This window comes from Blastococcus sp. SYSU DS1024, assembly GCF_054050795.1.
Window position 1 is genome coordinate 41,803 of sequence record NZ_JBJHAA010000007.1, and the last position, 24,696, is coordinate 66,498.

Consider the following 24,696-nt stretch of genomic DNA (forward strand, 5'->3'; position numbering starts at 1 on the left):
GTGATGGCCGCGGTCGCGATCCGGAGGATCGCAGTTCAGCACGGTGCCCCCGGTGCGACTCGAACGCACACTGCGCGGGTTTTGAATCCGCTCCCTCTGCCGATTGGGGTACGGGGGCGTGCCGGCCAGGTGCGACCGGCGCCCGAGAAGAGTAGCCGGGCGGTGGACCGGCGCCCACGCCGATAGGCTGCCACCCCGTGAGCAGCGAGCCGATCCGGGTTGTGATCGCCGAGGACGAGGCGTTGATCCGTCTTGACCTCAAGGAGATGCTCGAGGAGGAGGGGTATCTCGTCGTCGCCGAGGTCGGTGACGGCCAGCAGGCCGTGGACCGCGCCGAGGAGCTCCGCCCCGACCTGGTCATCCTCGACATCCAGATGCCGGTGCTCGACGGCCTTTCCGCCGCCGAGCAGATCGCCTCGGCCCGCGTCGCGCCGGTCATCGTGCTCACCGCGTTCAGCCAGCGGGAGCTGGTGGAGCGGGCCCGCGACGCCGGGGCGATGGCCTACCTGGTCAAGCCGTTCTCGAAGAACGACCTCGTGCCGGCCATCGAGGTGGCCCGGGGCAGGTTCGCCGAGATGACCGCGCTGGACGGCGAGGTGAAGTCGCTGGAGGAGCGGCTGGAGACCCGCAAGGTCGTCGAGCGGGCGAAGGGCCGGCTGATGGCCGACCAGGGCATGACCGAGGCCGAGGCCTTCCGCTGGATCCAGCGCACCGCCATGAACCAGCGGACGAGCATGAAGGCCCTCGCCGAGTCGATCCTGACGGCCACCGCGACCCCGGACGAGAGCACCGCCTGAGCCCGGGCGGCGTCCTCGGCGGGTCTGTCGCACCGCAGCGTCCCCTGCCGATCACCCAGCGTGCCCGCGGATCCATCATGCGGACACCGAGGTCACGACCTCATCACGGTCCCTTCCGGGCCGGGTGCAACCCTCCGGACGGCAGCTAGGTTCTGCGCACCGATCGGCGCCCGGTCGGCGGTCGTCGCGTACGCGCGCCGGCGCCGGGCGCACTGATGACACTGGGAGTCATTTGATGCGCACTGGCACTACTGCCCGCAGCATCGCCGTCACCGGTGCTGCCCTGCTCGCGCTGACCGCCTGCGGCGGCGGCGACGAGGACGGTGGCACGTCGGCCGAGGGCGGCGGCGACAGCGGCGAGAAGCAGGTCAACGTCTACGGCACCGACGGCAACATGGGCAACGCGCTCGGTGAGTCGTTCACCGAGGAGGGCGCGCTCGCCGGGATGAAGGGCACCACGCCCCTGACCGACCTGGGTGAGGACTTCACCAACCGGCTGCTGGAGGTGGACCCGAACCTGGTCGACTTCAACTACGCCGGGGAGACCTACGACGCGATCCTGATCTCCGCGATCGCCGCGTCGCTGGCGGGCAGCACCGACCCCGCCGTGTTCGCCCCCTACATCAACGGCGTGACCTTCGGCGGGGAGACCTGCACGGACTTCGCCTCCTGCCAGGAGATCGTCAACGCCCGGGGCAACCCCGACTACGACGGCGTCTCCGGTCCGCTGGCCTTCGCCGAGCCCGGTGAGCCCTCCGTGGCCAGCTTCGGCATCCTGCAGTTCGGCGAGGACAACACGATCGCCTCCGACGAGACCGAGTTCGTGCTCGCCGGCGACGAGGCGAACGCCGCGGACGACGAGGGCCCGGAGCCGGCCCCGCCGGGCGCCACCTCCGACGACCCGCTGGTCATCGGCACCCTGCTCCCGCAGACCGGCGACCTGGCCTTCCTCGGCCCCCCGGAGATCGCCGGTGCCGACCTGGCGGTCCAGGAGATCAACGAGGCCGGCGGCGTGCTCGGCCAGCCGGTGCAGCTCATCCAGCGCGACTCCGGTGACACCTCGACCGACATCGCGACCCAGTCGGTCGACGCCCTGCTCCAGCAGAACGTCGACGTGATCGTCGGTGCGGCCTCCTCGGCCGTCACGCGGACGGTCATCGACAAGATCACCGGCGCCGGCGTCGTGCAGATCTCGCCGGCGAACACCTCGGACGAGTTCACCAACTACGACGACGGCGGGCTGTACTTCCGCACCGCCCCGCCGGACACGCTGCAGTCGCGGGCCCTCGCCGACCTGATCATCAACGACGGCGCGAACACGATCGGGATCCTCGCCCGCAACGACTCCTACGGCACCGGGCTGGCGGAGAACACCGTCGACAACCTGGTGAGCAGCGGGCTCTCGGAGGACAGCATCGAGCTGGTCATCTACGACCCCACGGCGGCGAACTACGACGCCGAGGTGCAGCAGATGGTCGACCTCAACCCCGACGGGATCGTGGTCATCGGCTTCGACGAGTCCGCCCGGATCATCGAGAGCCTCAACGCGCAGGGCATCGGCCCGGCGCGCGGCTGAACCCGGCGGGCGGATCGCTGATCCGCTGACGGCCACCAGGGGCCCGGCACCGCATCGGTGCCGGGCCCCTGTGCGTCTGCACCCGTCGAGCCGTGGAGCGGCAGCGAGGACGACGACGGCGCCGGCACCCCCCTGCGGGGTGCCGGCGCCGTGTGCGTGCCGAGCGGGGTCAGTGCGCCTTGGCCAGCGTCCCCAGGTAGAGCTCGATGACCTTCGGGTCGTGCATGAGCGACTCGCCGGTCGCGGTGTAGGCGTTGCGGCCCTGGTCGAGGACGTAGCCGCGGTCGCAGATCTGCAGGCAGCGCCGGGCGTTCTGCTCGACCATGATGATCGAGACCCCGGTGGCGTTGATCCGGCGGCACCGGATGAACACCTCGTCCTGGTAGGCGGGGGAGAGGCCGGCCGAGGGCTCGTCGAGCAGCAGCACCGACGGCTCCATCATCAGCGCCCGGCCCATGGCGACCATCTGCCGTTCGCCACCGGAGAGCGAGCCGGCCTTGATCCGCCGCCGCTCCCCGAGCATGGGGAACAGCTCGGCCACGTAGTCGAAGCGCTCCTTGAAGACCTTGGGCCGCAGGTAGGCGCCCATCTGCATGTTCTCCTCGATGGTGAGCGAGGGGAACACGTTGTTGTTCTGCGGCACGTACCCCACGCCCAGGGACACCAGCCGGTGCGCGGGCGCGGAGGTGATGTCCTCCCCGCGCAGGGTGACCGTGCCGGAGCGCACCGGGATCAGCCCGAAGAGGGTCTTGAGCAGTGTCGACTTCCCGGCCCCGTTGGGGCCGATGATGCCGACCAGCTCGCCCTCCTGCAGGTAGAAGTCGCACCCGTTGAGGATGTTCACCCCGGGGACGTAGCCGGCGACGAGCTCGTCGCCACGCACCAGGGCGCCCTCGGCCAGCCGGGTGTGCTCGGGCCGGGTGGCGGCGAGCTCGGCGGGGGAGAGGCCGGCCGTGGGGGCGTCCGCTCCCGGGGCGGCCGGCGCGCCGGTGCCCTGGTCGGCCGGCCGGTCGAACTCGTACTCGGGGTTCGTGCTGGTGCGCGGATCCCCGCCCGCGCCCGGATCGATCGTCATCGTTCGCCGCCCTCCCGGTGCGTGCGGTCGGAGCTGAGCGTGTCCCCGCCCCGGCCCTGCTGCCGCGCGATCGTGTCCTCGGCCTCGGCCAGCTGGGCCTCCTCCTCCTCGACGGTGAGGGGCGCGTCGTGGTGGGCCCCGAGGTAGGCGTCGACCACGGCCTGGTTCTGGCTGATCGACTCCGGCGGCCCTTCCGCGATCACGTTGCCCGCGGCCATCACGACGACCCAGTCGCTGATGTCGCGGACCACGTCCATGTCGTGCTCGACGAAGATGACCGTCATGCCCTGCTCGCGCAGGTCCTTGACGTGCCCGAGCAGGCTCTGGGTCAGGGCCGGGTTCACGCCGGCCATCGGCTCGTCGAGCATGACCACCTTCGGGTCGCTCATCAGCGCCCGGGCCATCTCGAGCAGCTTGCGCTGACCCCCGGAGAGCGTGCCGGCGAACTCGTCCTTCTTGGTGTCGAGCTTGAAGCGCCGGAGCAGTTCCAGCGCCTTCTCGGTGTTGGCCCGCTCCTGCGCCCGCCACAGCCCGGGCACGAGCGCCGAGAAGAAGCCCTCGCCCTTCTGCCCCTGGGCGCCGAGCAGCATGTTCTGCAGCACGGTGAGCCGGGAGAGCGCCTTGGTGAGCTGGAAGGTGCGCACGACGCCGAGCCGGGCCACCTGGTGCGACGCCATCTTGCCCAGCGGTCGGCCGTCGAAGGACCAGGACCCGCTGTCCGGCTGGTCGAACCCGGTGAGCAGGTTGAACAGCGTGGTCTTCCCGGCCCCGTTCGGGCCGATCAGCCCGGTGATGCCGCCGCGCTGGATCTCCAGGTGGTCGACCGACACAGCGGTCAGCCCGCCGAAGGTGCGGGTCACGCCGTCCACGACGATCGTCGGGTCCGGCTTGGCGACGCCGATCTCCCAGGGGACGTCGCGCAGCGCCACGTGGGCCGGCGTGCGGGCGCCGGGCGCCGACGCCCCCGCCGTGGCGCCGGTGGGAATGGGCTCAGCGGGCATCGAGCATCACCTCTCGTCGGTCGCCGAAGATCCCCTGCGGGCGGAACACCAGCAGCAGGATCAGCCCGAGACCGATGATGACGAAGCGGATCTGGGCGACGTCGGTCGTCGACAGCAGGCCCTCGGGGATGACGCCGGTCTGGATCATGCTCCGGAGACCGGAGTCGGCGAACTGGATGATGAAGTACATCAGCATGGCGCCCACGACGGGTCCGAGCACGCGCGCGGCGCCGCCCAGGATGAGCGCCACGTAGGCGAGGAACGTGTTGGCGTTCTGGTACTGGTCCGGGGTCGCGGACCCGGTGCCGAGGGCGTAGACCATGCCCCCGAGGGCGCCGAAGACGCCGCCGAGGACCAGCGCCTGCATCTTGTAGACGTACACGTTCTTGCCGAGCGCGCGGACGGCGTCCTCGTCCTCGCGGATCGACTTCACGACCCGGCCCCAGGGGCTGCGCACCAGCCCCCACACGAGCAGGCAGCCGAGGGCGACCAGGGACCAGCCCACCGCGGTCACCCACAGGTCCGCGCCGCTCCAGAACGTGCCCAGCAGGCGGTACCGGCGGCTGGTGTCCCACGGGGCCAGCTCGACGAAGCCGCGGTTGAAGCCGGAGATGCCGCGGGAGCCGTTGGTGACCGGCGTCGCCGACACCGAGCGGAACAGCAGCCGCAGCCCCTCCGCCGTCGCGATGGTCGCGATGGCGAGGTAGTCCGCGCGCAGCCGCAGCGTGGGCAGGCCCAGCAGCAGCGCCAGGGCCACCGCGGCGGCGATCCCGATCGCGACCCCGACCCAGAAGTTCAGCCCCCACTGGCTGACCGACACCGCGATCCCGTAGGCGCCGACCATGGCGAAGGCGATCTGCCCGAAGTTGAGCAGCCCGGCATAGCCGAACTGCATGTTGATGCCGAGCGCCAGGAGGGCCAGGAAGACGGCCTGGAAGCCGATCCCCGCCTTGACGGCGATCGCCAGCGCGTCGATGAACTCACCCATTGCTCAACCCACCCGAACCCGGCTGCCGAGGATGCCCTGCGGTCGGACCATGAGGATCACGATCAGCAGCAGGAGCCCGCCGACGTACTTGACGTCGTTGGGGATGACCAGCGTGGACATCTGCACGAAGACGCCCACGACGATGCTCCCGACCAGCGCGCCGTAAGCGGTGCCGAGCCCGCCCAGGGTCACCCCGGCGAACATCAGGAGCAGCAGCCGGAAGCCCATGTCCCACTGGACCTCGTCGGACAACCCGAGCAGCACCCCGCCCAGCGCGGCGAGCGCGCCGCCCATCATCCAGACGACCAGGATCACCCGGTTCACGTCGATGCCCGACGACGCCGCGAGATCGCGGTTGTCGGCCACCGCGCGCATCGCCTTGCCCATCGTGGTCCGCTGCAGCATCAGCGCGACCAGCAGGAGCACGACCAGCGCGATGACGATCGAGTAGAGGTCCTTGTCGGTCATGTTGAACGGGCCGTAGTCGACGGCGCGCTGGCCGCGGTAGTCGGCGTACGCCTGCGAGCTGCCCCCGAAGAAGATCTGGTAGGCGTAGCGCAGCAGCAGGGAGAGGCCGATCGAGATGACCAGGGCGGCCACCAGGCCGGTGCCCCGGCGGCGCAGCGGCCGCCACAGCAGCCGCTCGTTGAGCAGGCCCACGCCGGCGCCGATCACCATCGCCAGCAGCGCGGCCGGGATCAGCGGCACGCCGCCCTCGACGTTGATGAACCAGGCGACGACGGCGCCGATGGTGACGAGCTCGCCGTGCGCGAAGTTGGTCAGGCCGGTGGTTCCGAAGATCAGCGACAGGCCGACGGCCGCCATGGCGATCAGCAGGCCGAAGCGCAGGCCGTCGACCAGCAGCTGGACCCACCGGACCGTGCCGCCACCGGAGTTCCGGCTGCCGTCGTCGAGGCCGATGATGACGCCCTGGTTGCGACCGGGGTCGACGGTGACGGTCCGGCTGTTGCCCGAGTTGAACTCGACCCCTTCGGGGAGCGCGTCCTCGGGGACGGTGACCGTGTACTCGCCGGGGCCGGGCAGCTCGACGGCGAACCGGCCGTTCTCGTCGGTCTCGTCGGTGCCGACCTCGTCGCCGTCCGGCGTGGTGACGACGACCTCGACCCCTTCGATGGGGCCGCTGAGGCTGGTCCGCAGGGTGCCGGAGACCTGCTCGCTCGCCTCCTCCGCCGTGTCCTCGGCGGCGTGCGCGGCGCCGGGGGTCAGCGTGGCGAGGCCGGCGGTGAACAGCGCGACCAGCAGCAGGCGCAGCGCCGTGAGGCCTCTCCCCCCCGGTGCGCCGGACGGCCTCCGAGACCCTGCTCGCGCGGGCCTGCATCGTCGACCGTGCCGGCGGACACGGTCCGTCGGGTGCGTCACTCGACCTCCTCGGCGGATTCGTTGAGGTCGGAACCTAACGCAGTTGCGCGGTCAAGCCGCCACCGTGCGCCGAGCTGTGACCTTTCCGCGACACGCCGTGCTGCGGAGGTTGCGGACGGTCGCGAAACGAGGCCGTGTCGGTGGACCCGACCGGTCCGGCGGGCTCAGCCCCGCGCGGCCATCGACATGCAGGTCAGCCGCGCGGTGGCGGTCCGCCGCCCCTGGTCGTCGGTCACGTCGATGAGGAAGGTCGAGAGCGTCCGCCCGCGGCGCACCGGCGTGCAGACGGCCGTCACCGTGCCGGCGGTCGTCGCCCGGAGGTAGCTGACGTTCAGCTCGATGCCGACGACCTGCCGGTCCGGGCCGGCGCCGACGGCCGCGGCCATGGACCCGATCGTCTCGGCGAGCGTGCAGGTGGCCCCGCCGTGCAGCAGACCGAAGGGCTGCTCGTTGCCGGCGACCGGCATCGTGGCGACCAGCCGGTCGGGGTTCCAGTCGGTGATCCGCACGCCGAGCTTGTCGTCGAGAGGGCTGCTGATGCCGTCGGGCAGCCAGTCCGGGGGAGGGGTGGTCACGGCTGGCACCGTAGCCAGCGGTCGGCGGGCCGGTTCTGTCGGGAGCCGCCCCTAGGATCGTCGGCGATGTCCGCTCCGGTGAGTACCCCCAGCGCCCCGCCGTCCGCCGTCCCCGCCGGGTCGGGGGCGCGCCCCCGCCTGCTCCTGCTCGACGGGCACTCGCTGGCCTACCGCGCCTTCTTCGCGCTGCCGGTGGAGAACTTCTCGACCACCACCGGCCAGCCGACGAACGCCGTCTACGGCTTCACGTCGATGCTGATCAACATCCTGCGCGACGAGCAGCCCACGCACCTCGCCGTCGCGTTCGACGTCGGCCGGAAGACCTTCCGCAGCGAGATCTACGCCGAGTACAAGGCGAACCGGGCGGAGAGCCCGACGGACTTCCGCGGCCAGGTGAGCCTCGTCCAGGAGGTGCTCGGCGCGCTCCGCGTCCCGGTGATCACCGCCGAGGGCTACGAGGCCGACGACGTCATCGCGACGCTCACCGTGCAGGCCGTGGAGCACGGCATGGACGTGCTGATCGCCACCGGCGACCGCGACGCGCTGCAGCTGGTCAACGAGCACGTCACCGTGCTCTACCCGCGCAAGGGCGTCTCGGACATGACCCGGTTCACGCCGGAGGAGGTCGAGGCCAAGTACGGGCTGAGCCCCGTGCAGTACCCCGACTTCGCGGCCCTCCGGGGCGACCCGAGCGACAACCTGCCCAGCATCCCGAGCGTCGGCGAGAAGACCGCCGCCAAGTGGGTGCGGGAGTACGGCTCGCTCGACGCCCTGGTCGACCAGGTCGACACGGTCAAGGGCAAGGTCGGGGAGAAGCTGCGCGAGCACCTCTCCGCCGTGCTGCAGAACCGGCGGCTCACCGAGCTCGACCGGCAGGTCCCCCTCGAGATCGGGCCGCAGGACCTCGCCGTCCAGGCGTGGGACCGCAACGAGGTGCACACGCTCTTCGACAACCTGCAGTTCCGGGTGCTGCGTGACCGGCTGTTCGCCACGCTGACCAGCGCCGAGCCGGAGGTCGAGGGCGGCTTCGACGTCACCGTCGACGAGGTTCCCGTCGGCGAGCTGGGTTCCTGGCTGGACGCCCACGCCCGCACCGGGCACACCGGTGTCATCTTCCGCGGCACGTGGGGTCGCGGCACCGGTGAGCTCACCGGGCTGGCGCTGGCCGCCGCGGACGACCACACCGCGTTCGTCGACCTCGGCCCGGCTCTGGACGTCGCCGACGAGCAGGCGCTGGCCGCGTGGCTCGCCGACGCGGAACGGCCGAAGGTCGTGCACGAGGTGAAGGGCCCGCTGCTGGCCATCTGGGCCCGCGGGTGGGAGCTCGCCGGGGTCGTCAGCGACACCGCGCTGGCCGCCTACCTGGCGCTGCCCGGGCAGCGCTCGTTCGACCTGGGCGACCTCGCGGTGCGCTACCTGCGCCGCGAGCTCAAGGACGCCGCCGAGGGCGACGGGCAGCTCACCCTGGACGGGCTCGGGCCCAGCGAGGACGACCTGGCCGCCGAGGCCGCGAAGGCCGACGTCCTCAAGGCCGTCGCCGTCAACGACCTCTCCGAGGCGCTGGAGCAGGTGCTCGGCCAGCGCGGTGGCGGCCACCTGCTCGGCGAGATCGAGCTGCCGCTCACCCGGGTGCTCGCCGCGATGGAGTACCGGGGCATCGCCGCGGACCTGGGGTTCCTGCACGACCTGCAGAAGGAGTTCGCCGACGGCGTCGCCGCCGCGGCGGCCGAGTGCTACGCCGTCATCGGCCGGGAGGTGAACCTCGGTTCCCCGAAGCAGCTGCAGACCGTCCTGTTCGACGAGCTCGGCCTGCCCAAGACGAAGAAGAACAAGACCGGCTACACGACCGACGCGGAGGCGCTGACCAACCTGCTCGCGCAGACGGGGCACCCGTTCCTCGAGCACCTGATGCGCCACCGCGACGTCACCCGGCTGCGCACCGTCATCGACGGCCTCATCCCGATGGTCGACGACGCGGGGCGCATCCACACCACGTTCCAGCAGACGATCGCGGCCACCGGCCGGCTCTCCTCGACCGATCCGAACCTGCAGAACATCCCGATCCGCACCGCCGAGGGCCGCCGGATCCGGCAGGCGTTCGTCGTGGGTCAGGGCTACGAGTCGCTGATGACGGCGGACTACAGCCAGATCGAGATGCGGATCATGGCGCACCTCTCCGGCGACGAGGGGCTCATCGAGGCGTTCACGTCGGGGGAGGACCTGCACTCCTTCGTGGCGTCCAAGGCGTTCGACATCCCCATCGAGGAGGTCGACCCGGAGATGCGGCGCCGGATCAAGGCGATGAGCTACGGCCTGGCCTACGGGCTCTCGGCATACGGACTGGCGCAGCAGCTGCGGATCAGCCCCGAGGAGGCGCGCGGTCAGATGCACGCCTACTTCGAGCGGTTCGGCGGCATCCGGGACTACCTCGACGGCGTCGTCGACGAGGCCCGGCAGACCGGCTTCACCGAGACCACCCTGGGCCGCCGGCGCTACCTGCCCGATCTCACCAGCGACAACGGGCAGCGGCGGCAGATGGCCGAGCGCATGGCGCTCAACGCCCCGATCCAGGGCTCCGCCGCCGACGTGATCAAGGTCGCGATGCTCAACGTGGAGAAGGCGATCGAGGCCGAGGGGCTGCGCTCCCGGATGCTGCTGCAGGTCCACGACGAGCTCGTGCTCGAGGTGGCGCCGGGGGAGCGGGCCGCCCTGGAGGCGCTGGTCCGCCGGGAGATGGCCGGGGCCGCCCAGCTCTCGGTGCCGCTGGAGGTCTCCGTCGGCGTCGGGCCCAGCTGGGACGCCGCCGCGCACTGAGCCCCGGGCCGGGCCGATGTGTCAGTTCCCGCGCTGCTGACCATGTCGGAGGACATGAGTTCTCCACGCACGTCCGGTCCCGAGGAGCAGTCGGTCCCGCCCTGGCTGGCCCGGTCGGCGGCCGTGGGCGGCCGGCTCCTCGTGCTGACGGTCCTGCTGTGGTTGCTCGCCGGGTTCGCGGTCCGGCTCACCCTGCCCCTCGTGGCCGTGGCGGTGGCGCTGCTGCTGGCCGGGGTCGCGGCGCCCGCGGTGGGGTGGGCCGAGCGCAAGGGCGTTCCGCGCTGGCTCGGCGCCCTCGGTGCCGTCGCCCTGCTGCTGGCGGCGGTGGCCGGGACCGCCGCTGGGCTGGGTGCCCGCATCGCCGATCAGCTGCCCCAGCTGCGCGACCAGTTCCAGCAGGTCACCGCGCAGCTGTCGGAGCGTTTCGGCATCCAGGTGCCGTGGGGGAACTCCTCCGGCGACGGCTCGGGAGGCGGAGGCGCGAGCGCCGGCGATCTCCTCGGCCCCGCCCAGACGGTCGCCGAGGTGCTGATCGCCGCCTTCCTCACCGTGGTGCTGGCCTTCCTGTTCCTGGTCGGCGGGGCCGGTATGTGGAGCTGGCTGCTGGGCAAGCTCGGCGGCCCCGTGCGCGAGGACGTCGACGCCGCCGGTCGCGCGGCCTGGACGACGGTCGGCGGGTACGTGCGCGGGCTGACGGTCGTGGCGCTGTTCGACGCGGTGGGCATCGGCCTGGGGCTGTTGCTGCTCGGCGTCCCGCTGGCCCTCACGCTGGCCGTGCTGCAGTTCCTCGCCTCCTACATCCCCACGATCGGGGCCTTCGTGGCCGGCCTCCTCGCGGTGGCCGTCGCCTACGGCTCCGGCGGGCTGACGACGGCGCTGCTGGTGCTCGCGCTGGTGGTGGTCGTCCAGCAGGTCGGCAACGACGTGGTGGAGCCCTGGGTGATGAAGAACCGGCTGCCGCTCAACGCCGTCACCGTGCTGATCGCCGTCACGGCCGGCGGCGTCCTGTGGGGGATCGCCGGCGCGCTGCTGTTCGTCCCGCTGGCGGCCGCGATCACGGCCGCCGCGCACGAGCTGTGGGTGCGGCGCGGGAGCCCGCCCATCGCGGGGGAGCCGGCGTCGGCGTGACCGGCGCGGATCAGACCGCCGGCTTCCCGCAGACGAGGATCAGCGTCCCGGGCACCAGGGCGCCGCGCTCGGGGGACCACTGGCCCCAGTTCTCGGTGCGGCCGGGCGTCCACTCCGGCTCGACCAGGTCCTGCAGCACCAGCCCGGAACCGACGACGGCGCGCACCCAGTCGCCGACCGTGCGGTGGTGCTCCACGTAGACAGCACGACCCGCACCGTCCGTCTCGACGTACGGCGTGCGGTCGAAGTAGGAGGAGACGATCCGCAGGTCCTCGGGATCGGGGGAGTCGGGGAACGGCCAGCGCATCGGGTGGTTGACCGAGGCGACGAACCGGCCGCCGGGTCGCAGCACCCGCGCCACCTCGCGCAGCGCCCCCTCGACGTCGGCCACGAAGGGGAGCCCGCCGAACGCCGAGCACACGACGTCCGTGCTCGCGTCGGCCAGCGGGAGCGCGCCGACGTCGGCCTGCAGGAGCGGCACGGCGATGCCCGTGGACCGGTTCAGCTCCGCGGCCCGGGCCAGCATGCCGCCGGAGAGGTCCATCGCCACGACCTCCGCTCCGGCCGTCCGCAGCCACCGGGCGCAGGGCGCCGACCCGCAGCCGATCTCGAGCACCCGCCGGCCGGCGACGTCGCCCAGCAGGTGGGCATCGGCCTCCCGCAGCCCCTCGGGGCACCAGAGGAAGTCGGCGTCCCCCAGGTCGGAGCCGTGCTCGGCGAGGTAGGCGGGCGCGGCCGCGTCCCACCAGCGGCGGTTGGCGCGCACCGACTCCGCGGTGCCCGCCGGGCGGCGGGCGACGCCCCCGGCGGCCGGGTAGCCGTCGCTGCCGAGGGGGAGGGTCGGGCCGGTGGGGGATGCGTCCATGACACGCCGATCGTGACACGCCGCCGACCGGGGAAGACCGCTCCCACCCAGGTGGACCGGGCGCGCCCGGCGTCCGTACGATGGAGGAGCGCCAGAGGTCTGTCGTGCCCTTCCCTCAGGGGAATGCTCGCGCCGGTTCTCCCCGCTGTTCCTCCCCGCGGTCCGACGGCCGCGGGTCGTCCTGTCCCTACGCATAAACCGTCCGGAGCAACCAACCACATGACCTCCACTCAGGTCCGTCCTTCCAGCACCCCCCAGGTCGCCATCAACGACATCGGTACCGCCGAGGACTTCCTCGCGGCGATCGACCAGACGATCAAGTACTTCAACGATGGCGACATCGTCGAGGGCGTCATCGTCAAGGTGGACCGGGACGAGGTGCTGCTGGACATCGGCTACAAGACCGAGGGCGTCATCCCCTCGCGCGAGCTCTCCATCAAGCACGACGTCGACCCCAACGAGGTCGTCAGCGTCGGCGACGAGGTGGAAGCCCTGGTCCTCCAGAAGGAGGACAAGGAAGGGCGGCTGATCCTCTCCAAGAAGCGCGCGCAGTACGAGCGCGCCTGGGGCACGATCGAGGCCAAGAAGGAAGCCGACGAGGTCGTCACCGGCACCGTCATCGAGGTCGTCAAGGGCGGCCTCATCCTCGACATCGGTCTGCGCGGGTTCCTCCCGGCGTCGCTGGTCGAGATGCGCCGCGTCCGCGACCTGCAGCCCTACGTGGGCCGCGAGCTCGAGGCGAAGATCATCGAGCTCGACAAGAACCGCAACAACGTGGTCCTCTCCCGCCGCCAGTGGCTGGAGCAGACGCAGTCCGAGGTCCGCAGCGAGTTCCTCAACAAGCTCGCCAAGGGCCAGGTGCGCTCGGGTGTCGTCTCCTCGATCGTCAACTTCGGTGCGTTCGTCGACCTCGGTGGCGTCGACGGCCTGGTGCACGTCTCCGAGCTGTCCTGGAAGCACATCGACCACCCCTCCGAGGTCGTCGAGGTGGGCCAGGAGGTCACCGTCGAGGTCCTCGACGTCGACCTGGACCGCGAGCGGGTCTCCCTGTCGCTGAAGGCGACGCAGGAGGACCCGTGGCGTCAGTTCGCCCGCACCCACCAGATCGGGCAGGTCGTCCCCGGCAAGGTCACCAAGCTGGTTCCCTTCGGTGCGTTCGTGCGCGTCGACGAGGGCATCGAGGGCCTGGTGCACATCTCCGAGCTGGCCGAGCGCCACGTGGAGATCCCCGAGCAGGTCGTGCAGGTCGGCGACGAGATCCTGGTCAAGGTCATCGACATCGACCTGGACCGCCGCCGGATCTCGCTGTCGCTCAAGCAGGCCAACGAGGGCGTCGTCGGCGACGAGGAGACCTTCGACCCGGCCGCGTACGGCATGGCTGCGTCCTACGACGAGCAGGGCAACTACATCTACCCCGAGGGCTTCGACGCCGAGACCGGCGAGTGGCTCGAGGGTTACGACGAGGCCCGCGAGACGTGGGAGCGGCAGTACGCCGAGGCCCAGGCCCGCTTCGAGGCGCACCGCAAGCAGATCGCCGCGGCCAAGGAGGCCGACGCCGAGGCTGCGGCCGGCGGCAGCTACTCCAGCGACGACGCCACGCCGGACGCCCCGAGCACCGGTGGCACGCTGGCCAGCGACGAGGCGCTCGCCGCGCTGCGTGCCAAGCTGGCCGGCGGGGAGTGACCTGAGGGTCTGACCCGGCAGCGCTGAACGTCGGAGGCCCAGGACCCCAGAGGTCCTGGGCCTCTGGCGTTCCCGCAGCCGGGGACGGAGGCGGGTCCGCCGGGTGCCCTCCGACGAGGGCCCGGGACGACGCGGGCACCAGGAAGGGCGAAGGGCCCGTGGACGTCGTCCACGGGCCCTTGGTCGTGCATGCGGCCGTTCTCTGCCACCCGGTGGCCACGACGGTCGTGGTCCCGTCCCGTGGGGGACGGGGGGCCGCTCAGAGGCTGAGGATGATGGCGAACGCCGTGCGGGGCCGGCCGCCGGAGCCGGCGAGGAAGCTCCAGGTGTGGCGGCCGGTGGTGGGCGTGGAGAACATCCAGCGCAGCAGTGAGCTGCGGTGGGCGACGGCCGGGCGCTGGTACTGCATCCGCTCGCGCACGGCGGGGATGTCGGCGCAGCGCACGCCCGAGGCAGCACCGAGCCGGTGCCGGCCGGCGGCGCGGGACGACGTGGATGCGGCGGGCGTGTGACGTGACATGTTCTCGTTCTGCCTCTCTCGGCGGGGAAGATCGCCGGGGCAGACGTTAACGGTGGTGCGCGTGTGACTGCTGCGACGCGCCCGGCGCGTCGGCGCCGTGTTACCTCTCCGTGATCTCTGTCCGGGCGGTCGCTACTGTCCGTGCGTGCTGAGGATCGGACTCACGGGTGGCATCGGTTCGGGCAAGAGCACCGTGGCCCGGCTGCTGGCCGAACGGGGGGCGGTGGTCGTGGACGCCGACCGGATCGCGCGTGAGGTGCTCGAGCCGGGCACCCCGGGGCTCGCCGCGGTCGCGGCCGCGTTCGGCGACGGAGTGCTCGCGGCCGACGGCTCCCTCGACCGCGCCGCGCTGGCGGCGATCGTGTTCTCCGACGAGGAGGCCCGCCGGCGGCTCGATGCGCTGGTCCACCCGATGGTGCGGCAGCGGTCGGCCGAGCTGGTCGCCACGGCTCCGGACGACGCCGTCGTCGTCAACGACGTGCCCCTGCTCGTCGAGACCGGGCAGGCGGGGACCTACGACCTCGTCGTCGTCGTGGAGGCCGACCTGGCGACGCGGATCGCCCGGCTCGTCGGACGAGGCCTCACTGAGACCGACGCGCGCGCCCGGATCGCCACCCAGGCGAGCGACGAGCAGCGGCGCGCCGTCGCCGACGTCGTCCTGGACAACAGCGGACCCCTCGAGCGGCTGGCCGAGCAGGTCGATCGTCTCTGGGCCGAGCGGGTCGAGCCGCTGCGGAGCTGAGCGGCGCCGGTCACGGATGCGCCGCCCCGAGATGCAGCAGAGCCCCGGGCCGGGACCCGGGGCTCTGCTGTCGTGGTGGGCGATACTGGGATCGAACCAGTGACCTCTTCCGTGTCAGGGAAGCGCGCTACCGCTGCGCCAATCGCCCTTCTCCGGCCTGTCGACCGGACCCTCCTCCGCGCTCGTGCCCCGCGAGGAAGCGACGAGGTGGAGACGGGATTTGAACCCGTGTAGACGGCTTTGCAGGCCGTTGCCTCGCCTCTCGGCCACTCCACCGCACGCGGGCACCGATCTCTCGACCGGTGCCCGAGGTTCCGAGCGGACGACGGGATTCGAACCCGCGACCCTCACCTTGGCAAGGTGATGCTCTACCAGCTGAGCCACGTCCGCGTTACGAGAAGAACTCTAGCGGACGTCCTGAGGGGGTGTGCAGGGGGGGTCCCCCCACCCTCTGCCCCAGGGGTCCGCCGGGGCGTTCTCGCAGCTCAGTGCCCTGGCGAGTCCGGCCCGCCGTTGGACAGCAGGGCGTCGAGCTCCGCGTCCAGGTGGAGCAGTGCGCTCTCCGACCCCGAGGGCACCAGGGCCTCGGTGTGGCGGAGGAAGGCGGCGACCGTCGCGCGGGAGAGCTCGAACAGGGCCTCGCCCGAGGGGGCCCGGAGGTGCAGGAACAGCAGGTCGGTCGTCGCGCGCGCCGGCCAGATCCGGACGTCGCCGTCGCCGGCGGGGTGCTCGAGGCCGGCCTGCAGCAGTTCCCGGCTCACCAGCCAGGCGATGCTCTCCTCGCCGTCGACCGCGCCGTCGGATTCCGCGGCGTCACCGAAGGCGATGCGCACCGCGTAGGGGTCGGTGGGGTCGTAGCAGAGCAGGGCCGGGACCTCCGTCCACGACCGCGGTCCGACCAGCTGGAGGGTGATGGGGGAGATGTGGCCCGGAGTCCATCGGCTGGTCATGACAGTTCCAACGACGGCGGTTGTGAGAAGTGACGTGCTTCGTGTGCTCTGGTCACACCCGCATCATGCGCCACAGGCGCGTGTTCCGAACCTGGTGGGCGTGTCGCAGCGACCGGCCCGCGACGACCTGCGCTCGGTCGTGACCGCCCGGCAGCAGGTCGTCGCCGACGGGCTCGGGCGCGACGACGCGTCGTCCGCGGCGTACGTCGTGTGGGGGCTCGGTGCCGGTATCCGGTGGCGTTCGGCACGTACGACGTCGTGCGGTCACGGATGGAGATCCGCACCGTAGGCTCTGAGGTGACCGGTCTCGACGGCCTCCCCGGACACGGCATCGGGCCCGGTCGGCAGGCTCCGTCGGCACCGGCGGAGGTAGTCGCGACCGGGCAGGTGACCAGCTGAGCGGACGAGAGACGACGGCGGCACCGGCGGCGGGCGTGCGGCAGCACCCGGAGACCCCGGACCAGCGGCGCGCGCGCTACGACGCCGATGACGTGCACAGCCTCCGCGAACGCGTGGCCGAGGCGCGCTGGCGCAGGCGGCTGGCCGTGCGCCGGAGCCTCAACCACGGCTACCGGGTGGGCGTGGGGATCGTCGGCGGCCTCATCGTCGCCATCGGCCTGGTCACCATCCCGCTGCCGGGCCCGGGGTGGCTGACGGTCATCGCCGGCCTCTTCATCCTCGCCACCGAGTTCACCTGGGCCGAACGGCTGCTCGAGTTCACCAAGCGCCACGTCTCGCGCTGGACCGACTGGGTCGCCGCCCAGCCCGTCTGGGTGCGCCTGCTGCTCGCGCTGGCGACGGCGGCGTTCGTGTACGGCATCCTCGTCGTCAGCCTGCACCTGATGGGCGTCCCCGACTGGGTGCCGGGGTGGGTACCGCTCTGGCGATGAGCATCTGGCACAATCAGAGGTGCAACGGGCGATTGGCTCAGTGGTAGAGCGCTTCGTTCACACCGAAGAGGTCACTGGTTCGAACCCAGTATCGCCCACCGGAACGAAGGGCCAGGTTCCCCGCGAGGGACCTGGCCCTTCGGCGTTCCCCGGCGGCCCGGCCCGGATCGCGGGACGATGGGGGTGATGAGCGCCCAGCCCGACCGCGCCGCCCGGCTCCAGATCCTCCTGGACCGCGACGGGCCGACCTGCATGTGGTGCGGGCGCCGGTTCTCCCCACTGGTCCGCCCGACCACCGAGCACGTCGTGCCCCGCGTCAAGGGCGGGCCGTCGTGGCTGGAGAACGAGGTCGCCGCCTGCGTGCGCTGCAACGGCGAGCGGGGTCACCGCAGCCCGGTCGAGTGGCTGGAGGAGTGCCGCCGCCGGGGCTGGCCGGCCGACGAGGCGCGGCTGGCGCGATCCCTCGGCGACCTCGCCGCGGCGATCACCCGGTCCGGTGGGCAGCGGCGGGCCCGGCCCTACCTGGACGCGCAGCTCCGCCGCCTGCGCCGCTCGCGGTCGGCGGCCTAGGGTCGGGGCGTGACGACGACCGGGCGCGTGGCGCGGATCTGGATCTACCCCGTCAAGTCCCTCGGCGGCACTTCCCGCGACTCCGTCCGCGTCGGGTCGGCCGGTCCGGAGGGAGACCGGGCCTGGACGGTCGTCGACGCGGCCAGCGGTGAGGTGCTGCGCGGCAAGCACGCACCGGGCCTCGCCGCGCTCACGCCCACCGGCGATGCGGGAGCCGACGCGGAGGCGGTGAGCGACGCGCTGGGGCGGCCGGTGCGGATCGAGCGGGCACCCGAGGGTTCCGGTGCCGATGCGGCCCCCGTGCACCTGGTCTCCCGCCAGGCGATCGAGCGGGCCGCGGCCGGCGACGTCCCCGAGGGTTGCTCCGCCGAGGACCCGCGCGCCAACCTGCTGCTGGACCTGCCCGACGACGACGAGCGGAGCTGGGTGGGCCGCACGGTGCGGATCGGCACCGCCGAGCTGGCCGTGGTCCGCACCCCGAAGCACTGCCTCGGCGTCTACGCCGAGGTGCGACAGCCCGGCGAGCTGACCGTCGGCGACGCCGTCCTGCTCTAGCGTCGGCTCCATGCGTCGCTGGTGGGCCGCCGGGGCGGCCGTGCTGCTGCTGGCCGGCTGCGGTGGCGGGTCCGGTGCGCCCGCCGAGCCGGCCGGCGCCCCCGGTCCCGGGGCGTCCGCGCCGGCGCCGGAGCCGCTGCCCGAGCCCGAGCCGGAGCCCGAGAGCTTCACGCTGCTGGCGACCGGCGACGTGCTGGTGCACCAGGGCCGGGCGCTCACCTCCGGTGCCCGGCAGCCCGACGGCTCGTACGACTTCAGCGGGGTGTTCGCGCCCGTCGCCGACCTGATCGGCGACGCCGACCTGGCCATCTGCCACCTGGAGACGCCGGTCGCCCCCGAGGGCGGCCCGTACCGCGGCTACCCGAGCTTCAGCGTCCAGCCGGAGATCGTCGACGCGCTGGCGGGCGCGGGGTACGACCTGTGCTCCACGGCCTCCAACCACTCGCTGGACGCCGGCTTCGACGGGCTCACCCGCACGATCGACACGCTGGCGGGGGCCGGCATCGGGCACACCGGCACGTACCGCAGCAAGGAGGAGAGCCTCCGGCCGACGCTCGTCGACGTGGACGGCGTGCGGATCGGCCACGTCGCGGCGACGTTCAGCCTCAACGGCGTGCCGCTGCCCGCCGGCCGGGAGTGGTCCGTGGACGTCGCCGCGCTGCCGGACGTGCCCGGCATGCTGGCCGCCGCGGCGCGGGCGCGCGCAGCGGGCGCCGAGGTCGTCGTCGCGAGCCTCCACTGCTGCCAGGAGTACGACCACGACCCGACGCCCACCCAGGTGGCGGCCGCCGAGGCGCTGCTCGGCTCCCCGGACGTCGACCTCGTGCTCGGCCACCACGCGCACGTGGTGCAGCCGGTCGAGCGGATCGGCGGCGAGTGGGTGGCCCACGGCCTGGGCAACCACCTCGCCGAGCACGCCACCCGCGGGTACCCGACGGAGGACTCGGTGGCCGCCCGCTTCACCTTCACCCGCGGCGCCGACGGCCGGTTCACCGTCTCGCGGGCGGAGGCGGTGCCGCTGCGCATCGAGCTGGGCGAGGACGCGGTGCGGATCGTCCCGGCCGACCCCGAGAGCTTCGCGCGGATCGCCGGCGTCCTCGACCGGCGGGGCGCGGTGGCCGCGGGGCTGGGCATCGTCCCGGGGTGAGCGCGGGGGCGCACTAGGCTCAGGGCGCCCGTTCCTCGATCCCTGGAGCATGCTCGTGTCCACCCAGCCCTCGCCCACCGCCGTCGGACCGATCCGGGTGCCGGCCGGGACGACGGCCCAGGACGCGCTCAAGGCGGCCGGCGTCCCGCTCAAGGGGCCCGACGGCGCCGTCGTCGTCCGCGACGTCGCCACCGGCGACCTCAAGGACCTCGCCTGGGCCCCCGACGCCGACGCCGAGGTCGAGGCCGTGGCGGCGTCCAGCGCCGACGGGCGCGCGGTCATCCGGCACTCCGCGGCGCACGTGCTCGCCCAGGCGGTGCAGGACCTCTTCCCGGGCACCCGCCTGGGCATCGGCCCGCCGGTCGAGAACGGCTTCTACTACGACTTCGACCCCGAGCGGCCGTTCACCCCCGAGGACCTGAAGGCGCTCGAGAAGCGCATGCAGGAGATCGTGAAGGCCGGGCAGTACTTCGCCCGGCGCGAGATCAGCGACGACGACGCCAAGGGCGAGCTCGCGCACGAGCCGTACAAGCTGGAGCTCATCGGCCTCAAGGGGGGTGCCGGCGAGGCGGCCGAGGGCGCCGACGTCGAGGTCGGCGGGGCGCAGCTGACCATGTACGACAACCTCGACCCGCGGTCGGGCGAGCGGGTCTGGACCGACCTCTGCCGCGGCCCGCACCTGTCGCGGACCTCGAGCATCCCCGCCTTCAGCCTCACCCGCAGCGCCGCCGCGTACTGGCGCGGCAGCGAGAAGAACCCGCAGCTGCAGCGGGTCTACGGCACCGCGTGGGAGAGCAAGGACGCGCACAAGGCCTACCTGGAGCACCTGGCCGAGGCCGAGCGCCGTGACCACCGCCGGCTCGGCGTCGAGCTGGACCTGTTCAGCTTCCCCGACGAGATCGGCTCCGGCCTGCCCGTCTTCCACCCCAAGGGCGGGGTGATCAAGCGGGAGATGGAGGACTACGTCCGGCGCCGGCACCTCGAGGAGGGCTTCGACTACGTCGGTACCCCGCACATCAGCAAGAGCGGGCTGTTCGAGACCTCCGGTCACCTCCCGTACTACGAGGAGACCATGTTCCCGGGCATGGACCTGGACAACGCGAAGTACTACCTCAAGGCCATGAACTGCCCGATGCACAACTTGATCTTCCGGTCGCGCGGGCGGTCCTACCGCGAGCTGCCGCTGCGGTTGTTCGAGTTCGGGTCGGTCTACCGGTACGAGCAGTCCGGTGTGGTGCACGGCCTGACCCGGGTGCGCGGCTTCGCCCAGGACGACTCGCACAGCTACGTCACCCCCGAGCAGGCCCCGGGGGAGATCCGGCACCTGCTGCACTTCGTGCTCGGGCTGCTGCGCGACTTCGGCCTCGACGACTACTACCTGGAGCTCTCCACCCGCGACGACTCCGACAAGTTCATCGGGTCCGACGCGGAGTGGACGGTCGCCACGGCCGTCCTCGAGGAGGCGGCGAAGGAGACCGGCCTGGAACTGGTGCCGGATCCGGGTGGGGCGGCCTACTACGGGCCGAAGATCTCCGTCCAGGCCCGGGACGCCATCGGGCGCACCTGGCAGATGTCGACGATCCAGTACGACTTCAACCAGCCCGCGCGGTTCGGCCTCGAGTACACCTCCGCCGACGGCGGCCGGCAGCAGCCGGTGATGATCCACTCGGCGAAGTTCGGCTCGATCGAGCGGTTCTTCGGCGTCCTCACCGAGCACTACGCCGGCGCCTTCCCGGCGTGGCTGGCCCCGGTGCAGGTCGTCGGCATCCCGGTCACCGACGAGCAGGTGCCCTACCTGACCGACGTCGCGCTGGCGCTGCGCGCCCGCGGCCTGCGGGTGGAGATCGACGACTCCGACGACCGGATGCAGAAGAAGATCCGGACGGCGAGCAAGCAGAAGATCCCGTTCGTCCTCATCGCCGGGGCCACCGACGCCGAGGCCGGCGCGGTCTCCTTCCGCTTCCGCGACGGCAGCCAGCGCAACGGCGTGCCGGTCGACGAGGCCGTCGAGTTCGTCGCGGCCTGGGTCGCGGCCCGGAACAACACCGACCCGACGGCGGAGACCGCGGCGGTCCCCGGATGACCGGAGAGCCGCACGAGCCGTACCGGGTGGCGGTCTCCTCCGACGACGGCGGTCCGGCGACGGTGTTCGAGCACCTCTGGACGCCCTACCGCATGGCCTACATCCGCGGGGAGGGCAAGCCGACGGGCGCGCACGACTGCCCGTTCTGCGTCATCCCGACCCTCGGGGACGCCGAGGGGCTGGTCGTGGCGCGGGGGGAGACGGTCTTCGCCGTCCTCAACCTGTACCCGTACAACGCCGGGCACCTCATGCTGGTGCCGTACCGGCACGTGCCCGACTACACCGACCTCACGCCCGAGGAGGTCGCCGAGCTCGGCGCCTTCACGCAGACGGCGATGCGGGTGGTGCGGGCGGTGACCGGTGCCCACGGCTTCAACATCGGCATGAACCAGGGGTCGGTCGCCGGCGCCGGCATCGCCGACCACCTGCACCAGCACGCCGTGCCGCGCTGGGGCGGGGACACCAACTTCATGCCGGTCATCGGGCTCACCCGCGTGCTCCCGCAGGTGCTGGCGGAGACCCGGGCCCTGCTCGCCGCCGCCTGGGCGGACCACCTCGCCACGAGCCCGGAGGCCTGAGTGCTCGGCGTCAACGCCCGCCCCGTGGTGGCCAAGGTGGTCAACCCGCTGGCCGTCCGGCTGGCCCGGCTCGGGGTCACCCCGGACATGGTCACGATCACCGGGACCGTCGGGGCGGTCGCCGGCGCGGCCGGGCTCATCGCGACCGGCCACCTCTTCTGGGGCGCGTTCACCGTCACGGTCTTCGTGCTGCTGGACATGCTCGACGGCGCACTGGCCCGCCTGCGCGGCGGCGGTTCGGTCTTCGGCGCCGTGCTGGACTCCACCGGTGACCGCGCCGCCGACGCCGCGATCTTCGGTGCGCTGATCTGGTGGTTCGCCGGGAGCGGGGACAACCGGCTCCTCGTCCTGCTCGCGCTGCTCTGCCTGGTGCTGGGCGTGCTCACCTCCTACATCAAGGCGCGGGCCGAGGGCATGGGCCTGTCCTGCGACGTCGGGGTCGTCGAGCGGACGGAGCGGCTGATCCTGGTGCTGACCGGCACCGGCTTCACCGGGCTGGGCATCCCGTACGCCGTCCACGTGGCGCTGTGGGTGCTCCTGGCCGGCAGCGCCGTCACCGTTGCCCAGCGCGTGCTGGCGGTGAAGCGGTCCGCGGACGGACGGCGGATCGAACCGTGAGCGGCGCGCGGGAGCAGCTGGCCGGGCGGCTGTCCGACGCGGGCTACGCGGCGGGGTGGCGGGCGGTGCGGATGCTGCCCGAGCCGGCCGCGCGGTCGCTGTTCGACCGGGCGGGGGACTGGGCCGCCGGTCGCGAGGGCCGGGGCGTCCGCCAGCTGCGCGCCAACCTGCGCGTGGTGACCGGCGGACGGCTGACCGAGCCGGAGCTGGCGGAGCTGACCCGCCGCGCGATGCGGTCCTACGCCCGCTACTGGCAGGAGGCATTCCGGCTGCCGACGCTGACGGCGGAGCGGATCCGGCGGGACAGCGTCGTCCCCGGGATCGAGCACATCGCGCGCGCCCGCGCCGAGGGGCGCGGGGTGGTCGTCGCCCTGCCGCACAGCGGCAACTGGGACGCGGCCGGCGCCTGGTTCACCGACTGGCTGGACGGCCCGTTCATGACCGTCGCCGAGCGGTTGCGGCCCGAGTCGCTGTACCGGCGGTTCCTCGACTACCGCGAGTCGCTGGGGTTCCGGGTGGTGCCGCTCACCGGCGGGGAGCGGCCGAGCTCGGAGGTGCTGCGGGCGTGGCTGGCCGGCGGCGGCGTGGCCTGCCTGCTGGTCGACCGCAACCTCGGTGCCGGCGGTGTCCCGGTGAGCTTCTTCGGCCGGACGGCCACCATGCCCGGTGGCGCGGCGCTGCTGGCCGACCGCACCGGTGCCGCCCTCGTCCCCGCCGTCTGCCAGTTCACCGCGACCGGGTGGCGGATGTGCATCTCGCCCGAGGTGCCGGTGCGGGGCCCCGGCCGGCTCGCCGACCGGGTGGCGACGGCGATGCAGCAGGTGGCCGACACCTTCGCCGCCGGTATCGCCGAGCGCCCCGAGGACTGGCACATGCTCGGCCGGATCTGGCCCGACGTCCCGGCCGATCCGGCCGACCCCGGCCGGGGGACCGCGGACTGATGCGCATCGGCCTGGTCTGCCCCTACCGCTGGGACGTCCCCGGCGGTGTCCAGTACCACGTGCGCGATTTCGCCGCGACGCTGCGGGGTCTGGGCCACCACGTGGAGGTGCTCACGCCCGCGCAGCACGAGGAGTCGGTCACCGATCCCTTCGTCACCTTCGCCGGCCGGACCGTCCCGGTCCCGTACAACGGCTCGATGGCCAGCCTCCAGTTCGGCCCGGTGTCGGCCGCGCGGGTGCGCCGCTGGCTCCGGGAGGGCAGGTTCGACGTCGTCCACGTGCACGAGCCGGCGACCCCGTCGGTGTCCCTGCTGGTGTGCATGATCGCGACCGGCCCGATCGTGGCGACCTTCCACGCGGCGACGACCCGCTCCAAGTGGCTGGCCGCGGTCGGCCCCATGGCGCGGCCCTGGCTGGAGAAGATCAGCGGCCGGATCGCCGTCTCCGACTTCGCCCGCCGCGTGCAGGTCGAGCACCTGGGGGGCGACGCCGTCATCATCCCCAACGGCGTGCACGTGCCGTTCTTCGCCGACGGGCCGCCGCTGCCCGGCTGCGGGCGCGGGACCGGTGCCCCGCCCACCATCGGCTTCGTCGGGCGGTTCGACGAGCCCCGCAAGGGGCTGCCGGTGCTGCTGGAGGCGCTGCGCACCGTCGTCCGGGCCCATCCGGCGGCCCGGCTGCTCATCGCCGGACGGGGCGACGCCGACCAGCTGTGGTCCATGGTGGGCACCGAGCTCCGGCCGCACGTGACCCTGCTGGGCGAGATCTCGGAGGCGGACAAGGCGGCGCTGCTGCGCAGCGTGGACGTCTACTGCGCCCCCAACCTGCTCGGCGAGTCGTTCGGCGTGATCCTCATCGAGGCGATGGCCGCCGGGGCTCCCGTCGTCGCCAGCGACCTGGACGCCTTCGTCCGGGTGCTGGACGACGGGGCCGCGGGTGTCGTGGTGCGACGGGACGACGCCGCCGCGCTCGGCCGGGCGCTCTCGGACCTGCTCGCCGACCCGGCCCGGCGCGCCGAGCTCGCCGCGCGCGGCTCGCGGGTGGCCGCGCGGTACGACTGGCAGGTGCTCGCGCGCCGCGTCCTGGCGGTCTACGAGACCGTCCTGCCGCCCGGTGGCGGCGTGGTGACCGCAGCGCCCGAGGACGAGTTCCCCGGCGTGCCGCCGACAGGCACCGCGGCCGGACCTCCCCGCATCCGGCGGCCGCGCCGCTAGCCTCGG

23 protein-coding genes and 5 tRNA genes are annotated in these 24,696 nt (G+C 72.7%); 16 read left to right on the forward strand and 12 right to left on the reverse strand.

The features are described 5' to 3' along the window. Positions 1 to 44: 44 nt before the first annotated feature. Positions 45 to 118, reverse strand: a tRNA-Leu gene (locus ACI79S_RS08420). Positions 119 to 197: 79 nt separating this feature from the next. Between ACI79S_RS08420 and ACI79S_RS08425 the strand changes: the two genes are divergently transcribed. Continuing rightward, positions 198 to 797 (forward strand): ANTAR domain-containing response regulator, encoded by a 600-nt coding sequence (locus ACI79S_RS08425; RefSeq protein ID WP_456592996.1) that lies wholly within the window; start codon positions 198 to 200, stop codon positions 795 to 797. 235 nt (positions 798 to 1,032) lie between these two features. After that, the gene (locus ACI79S_RS08430; RefSeq protein ID WP_456592997.1) at positions 1,033 to 2,373 is read left to right on the forward strand and encodes an ABC transporter substrate-binding protein; all 1,341 of its coding nucleotides are present in this window, start codon (positions 1,033 to 1,035) and stop codon (positions 2,371 to 2,373) included. A 169-nt stretch (positions 2,374 to 2,542) separates the two neighbouring features. Here ACI79S_RS08430 and ACI79S_RS08435 read toward each other — a convergent pair whose 3' ends face one another. The 5 genes from ACI79S_RS08435 to ACI79S_RS08455 form a co-directional block, all read right to left on the reverse strand. After that, on the reverse strand, positions 2,543 to 3,448 hold the full coding sequence (locus ACI79S_RS08435; RefSeq protein WP_456592998.1) for an ABC transporter ATP-binding protein: 906 nt from the start codon (positions 3,446 to 3,448) through the stop codon (positions 2,543 to 2,545). Further along, a complete protein-coding gene (locus ACI79S_RS08440; protein ID WP_456592999.1) occupies positions 3,445 to 4,449 on the reverse strand; it encodes an ABC transporter ATP-binding protein in 1,005 nt (334 codons plus the stop codon). Before ACI79S_RS08440 ends, ACI79S_RS08435 begins: the two co-directional genes overlap by 4 nt. Beyond that, positions 4,439 to 5,437 (reverse strand): branched-chain amino acid ABC transporter permease, encoded by a 999-nt coding sequence (locus tag ACI79S_RS08445; protein ID WP_456593000.1) that lies wholly within the window; start codon positions 5,435 to 5,437, stop codon positions 4,439 to 4,441. The genes ACI79S_RS08440 and ACI79S_RS08445 overlap by 11 nt, the downstream gene beginning before the upstream one ends. A 3-nt stretch (positions 5,438 to 5,440) precedes the next feature. Beyond that, positions 5,441 to 6,817 (reverse strand): branched-chain amino acid ABC transporter permease, encoded by a 1,377-nt coding sequence (locus tag ACI79S_RS08450; RefSeq protein WP_456593001.1) that lies wholly within the window; start codon positions 6,815 to 6,817, stop codon positions 5,441 to 5,443. A 164-nt stretch (positions 6,818 to 6,981) separates the two neighbouring features. Further along, positions 6,982 to 7,392, reverse strand: a complete 411-nt coding sequence (locus tag ACI79S_RS08455; RefSeq protein WP_456593002.1) for a PaaI family thioesterase — start codon at positions 7,390 to 7,392, stop codon at positions 6,982 to 6,984. 66 nt (positions 7,393 to 7,458) lie between these two features. Between ACI79S_RS08455 and polA the strand changes: the two genes are divergently transcribed. Further along, on the forward strand, positions 7,459 to 10,206 hold the full coding sequence (gene polA / locus ACI79S_RS08460; protein ID WP_456593003.1) for a DNA polymerase I: 2,748 nt from the start codon (positions 7,459 to 7,461) through the stop codon (positions 10,204 to 10,206). A gap of 54 nt (positions 10,207 to 10,260) precedes the next feature. Then, complete coding sequence (locus tag ACI79S_RS08465) at positions 10,261 to 11,334, forward strand: AI-2E family transporter (protein ID WP_456593004.1); 1,074 nt, start codon at positions 10,261 to 10,263, stop codon at positions 11,332 to 11,334. Positions 11,335 to 11,344: 10 nt separating this feature from the next. On the opposite strand, the gene ACI79S_RS08470 is transcribed toward ACI79S_RS08465, so the two are convergent. After that, positions 11,345 to 12,199 (reverse strand): class I SAM-dependent methyltransferase, encoded by an 855-nt coding sequence (locus ACI79S_RS08470; RefSeq protein ID WP_456593005.1) that lies wholly within the window; start codon positions 12,197 to 12,199, stop codon positions 11,345 to 11,347. 219 nt (positions 12,200 to 12,418) lie between these two features. Between ACI79S_RS08470 and rpsA the strand changes: the two genes are divergently transcribed. Beyond that, on the forward strand, positions 12,419 to 13,882 hold the full coding sequence (gene rpsA, locus ACI79S_RS08475; protein ID WP_456593006.1) for a 30S ribosomal protein S1: 1,464 nt from the start codon (positions 12,419 to 12,421) through the stop codon (positions 13,880 to 13,882). Between the two features lie 259 nt (positions 13,883 to 14,141). Here rpsA and ACI79S_RS08480 read toward each other — a convergent pair whose 3' ends face one another. Beyond that, complete coding sequence (locus tag ACI79S_RS08480; protein WP_456593007.1) at positions 14,142 to 14,402, reverse strand: hypothetical protein; 261 nt, start codon at positions 14,400 to 14,402, stop codon at positions 14,142 to 14,144. A gap of 145 nt (positions 14,403 to 14,547) precedes the next feature. On the opposite strand from ACI79S_RS08480, the gene coaE reads away from it, so the two are divergent. Further along, entirely contained in the window at positions 14,548 to 15,144 is a 597-nt protein-coding gene (coaE, locus tag ACI79S_RS08485) for a dephospho-CoA kinase (protein ID WP_456593008.1), read from the forward strand. Positions 15,145 to 15,217: 73 nt separating this feature from the next. Here coaE and ACI79S_RS08490 read toward each other — a convergent pair. From ACI79S_RS08490 to ACI79S_RS08505, 4 genes are all read right to left on the reverse strand, one after another. Next, positions 15,218 to 15,292, reverse strand: a tRNA-Val gene (locus ACI79S_RS08490). Between the two features lie 57 nt (positions 15,293 to 15,349). Next, positions 15,350 to 15,420 (reverse strand) — tRNA-Cys (locus ACI79S_RS08495). Positions 15,421 to 15,461: 41 nt separating this feature from the next. Continuing rightward, positions 15,462 to 15,534 (reverse strand) — tRNA-Gly (locus ACI79S_RS08500). A 95-nt stretch (positions 15,535 to 15,629) separates the two neighbouring features. Then, positions 15,630 to 16,094, reverse strand: a complete 465-nt coding sequence (locus ACI79S_RS08505) for an SsgA family sporulation/cell division regulator (protein ID WP_456593009.1) — start codon at positions 16,092 to 16,094, stop codon at positions 15,630 to 15,632. A 434-nt stretch (positions 16,095 to 16,528) separates the two neighbouring features. Here ACI79S_RS08505 and ACI79S_RS08510 point away from each other — a divergent pair, with 434 nt between their 5' ends. The 10 genes from ACI79S_RS08510 to ACI79S_RS08555 all read left to right on the forward strand — a co-directional run bounded on the left by ACI79S_RS08510 (position 16,529) and on the right by ACI79S_RS08555 (position 24,690). Next, a complete protein-coding gene (locus ACI79S_RS08510) occupies positions 16,529 to 16,984 on the forward strand; it encodes a TIGR02611 family protein (protein ID WP_456593010.1) in 456 nt (151 codons plus the stop codon). Between the two features lie 26 nt (positions 16,985 to 17,010). Then, positions 17,011 to 17,082 (forward strand) — tRNA-Val (locus tag ACI79S_RS08515). An 88-nt stretch (positions 17,083 to 17,170) separates the two neighbouring features. Then, positions 17,171 to 17,554, forward strand: coding sequence for an HNH endonuclease (locus tag ACI79S_RS08520; protein ID WP_456593011.1), 384 nt, complete (start codon positions 17,171 to 17,173; stop codon positions 17,552 to 17,554). A gap of 9 nt (positions 17,555 to 17,563) precedes the next feature. After that, positions 17,564 to 18,109 (forward strand): MOSC N-terminal beta barrel domain-containing protein, encoded by a 546-nt coding sequence (locus ACI79S_RS08525; protein ID WP_456593012.1) that lies wholly within the window; start codon positions 17,564 to 17,566, stop codon positions 18,107 to 18,109. Positions 18,110 to 18,119: 10 nt separating this feature from the next. Then, complete coding sequence (locus ACI79S_RS08530) at positions 18,120 to 19,256, forward strand: CapA family protein (RefSeq protein WP_456593013.1); 1,137 nt, start codon at positions 18,120 to 18,122, stop codon at positions 19,254 to 19,256. 49 nt (positions 19,257 to 19,305) lie between these two features. Next, positions 19,306 to 21,339, forward strand: coding sequence for a threonine--tRNA ligase (gene thrS / locus ACI79S_RS08535; RefSeq protein WP_456593014.1), 2,034 nt, complete (start codon positions 19,306 to 19,308; stop codon positions 21,337 to 21,339). Then, on the forward strand, positions 21,336 to 21,917 hold the full coding sequence (locus ACI79S_RS08540; RefSeq protein ID WP_456593015.1) for an HIT family protein: 582 nt from the start codon (positions 21,336 to 21,338) through the stop codon (positions 21,915 to 21,917). Before thrS ends, ACI79S_RS08540 begins: the two co-directional genes overlap by 4 nt. Then, a complete protein-coding gene (pgsA, locus tag ACI79S_RS08545) occupies positions 21,918 to 22,535 on the forward strand; it encodes a phosphatidylinositol phosphate synthase (RefSeq protein WP_456593016.1) in 618 nt (205 codons plus the stop codon). Then, positions 22,532 to 23,476, forward strand: a complete 945-nt coding sequence (locus tag ACI79S_RS08550) for a phosphatidylinositol mannoside acyltransferase (RefSeq protein WP_456593017.1) — start codon at positions 22,532 to 22,534, stop codon at positions 23,474 to 23,476. The genes pgsA and ACI79S_RS08550 overlap by 4 nt, the downstream gene beginning before the upstream one ends. Beyond that, positions 23,476 to 24,690 carry a glycosyltransferase family 4 protein gene (locus ACI79S_RS08555; RefSeq protein WP_456593018.1) on the forward strand — a complete coding sequence of 405 codons (1,215 nt, stop codon included), beginning with the start codon at positions 23,476 to 23,478 and terminating at the stop codon, positions 24,688 to 24,690. Before ACI79S_RS08550 ends, ACI79S_RS08555 begins: the two co-directional genes overlap by 1 nt. Positions 24,691 to 24,696: the final 6 nt, after the last annotated feature.

Excerpts from the sequence above, each read along its gene's own strand:
- ACI79S_RS08540 (WP_456593015.1), top strand. The coding sequence starts at position 21,336 with ATGACCGGAGAGCCGCACGAGCCGTACCGGGTGGCGGTCTCCTCCGAC.
- ACI79S_RS08505 (WP_456593009.1), bottom strand. The coding sequence starts at position 16,094 with ATGACCAGCCGATGGACTCCGGGCCACATCTCCCCCATCACCCTCCAG.
- ACI79S_RS08440 (WP_456592999.1), bottom strand. The coding sequence starts at position 4,449 with ATGCCCGCTGAGCCCATTCCCACCGGCGCCACGGCGGGGGCGTCGGCG.
- ACI79S_RS08435 (WP_456592998.1), bottom strand. The coding sequence starts at position 3,448 with ATGACGATCGATCCGGGCGCGGGCGGGGATCCGCGCACCAGCACGAAC.
- ACI79S_RS08445 (WP_456593000.1), bottom strand. The coding sequence starts at position 5,437 with ATGGGTGAGTTCATCGACGCGCTGGCGATCGCCGTCAAGGCGGGGATC.
- ACI79S_RS08480 (WP_456593007.1), bottom strand. The coding sequence starts at position 14,402 with ATGTCACGTCACACGCCCGCCGCATCCACGTCGTCCCGCGCCGCCGGC.
- ACI79S_RS08470 (WP_456593005.1), bottom strand. The coding sequence starts at position 12,199 with ATGGACGCATCCCCCACCGGCCCGACCCTCCCCCTCGGCAGCGACGGC.
- rpsA (WP_456593006.1), top strand. The coding sequence starts at position 12,419 with ATGACCTCCACTCAGGTCCGTCCTTCCAGCACCCCCCAGGTCGCCATC.
- ACI79S_RS08430 (WP_456592997.1), top strand. The coding sequence starts at position 1,033 with ATGCGCACTGGCACTACTGCCCGCAGCATCGCCGTCACCGGTGCTGCC.
- ACI79S_RS08530 (WP_456593013.1), top strand. The coding sequence starts at position 18,120 with ATGCGTCGCTGGTGGGCCGCCGGGGCGGCCGTGCTGCTGCTGGCCGGC.
- polA (WP_456593003.1), top strand. The coding sequence starts at position 7,459 with ATGTCCGCTCCGGTGAGTACCCCCAGCGCCCCGCCGTCCGCCGTCCCC.
- thrS (WP_456593014.1), top strand. The coding sequence starts at position 19,306 with ATGCTCGTGTCCACCCAGCCCTCGCCCACCGCCGTCGGACCGATCCGG.
- ACI79S_RS08465 (WP_456593004.1), top strand. The coding sequence starts at position 10,261 with ATGAGTTCTCCACGCACGTCCGGTCCCGAGGAGCAGTCGGTCCCGCCC.
- ACI79S_RS08555 (WP_456593018.1), top strand. The coding sequence starts at position 23,476 with ATGCGCATCGGCCTGGTCTGCCCCTACCGCTGGGACGTCCCCGGCGGT.
- ACI79S_RS08520 (WP_456593011.1), top strand. The coding sequence starts at position 17,171 with ATGAGCGCCCAGCCCGACCGCGCCGCCCGGCTCCAGATCCTCCTGGAC.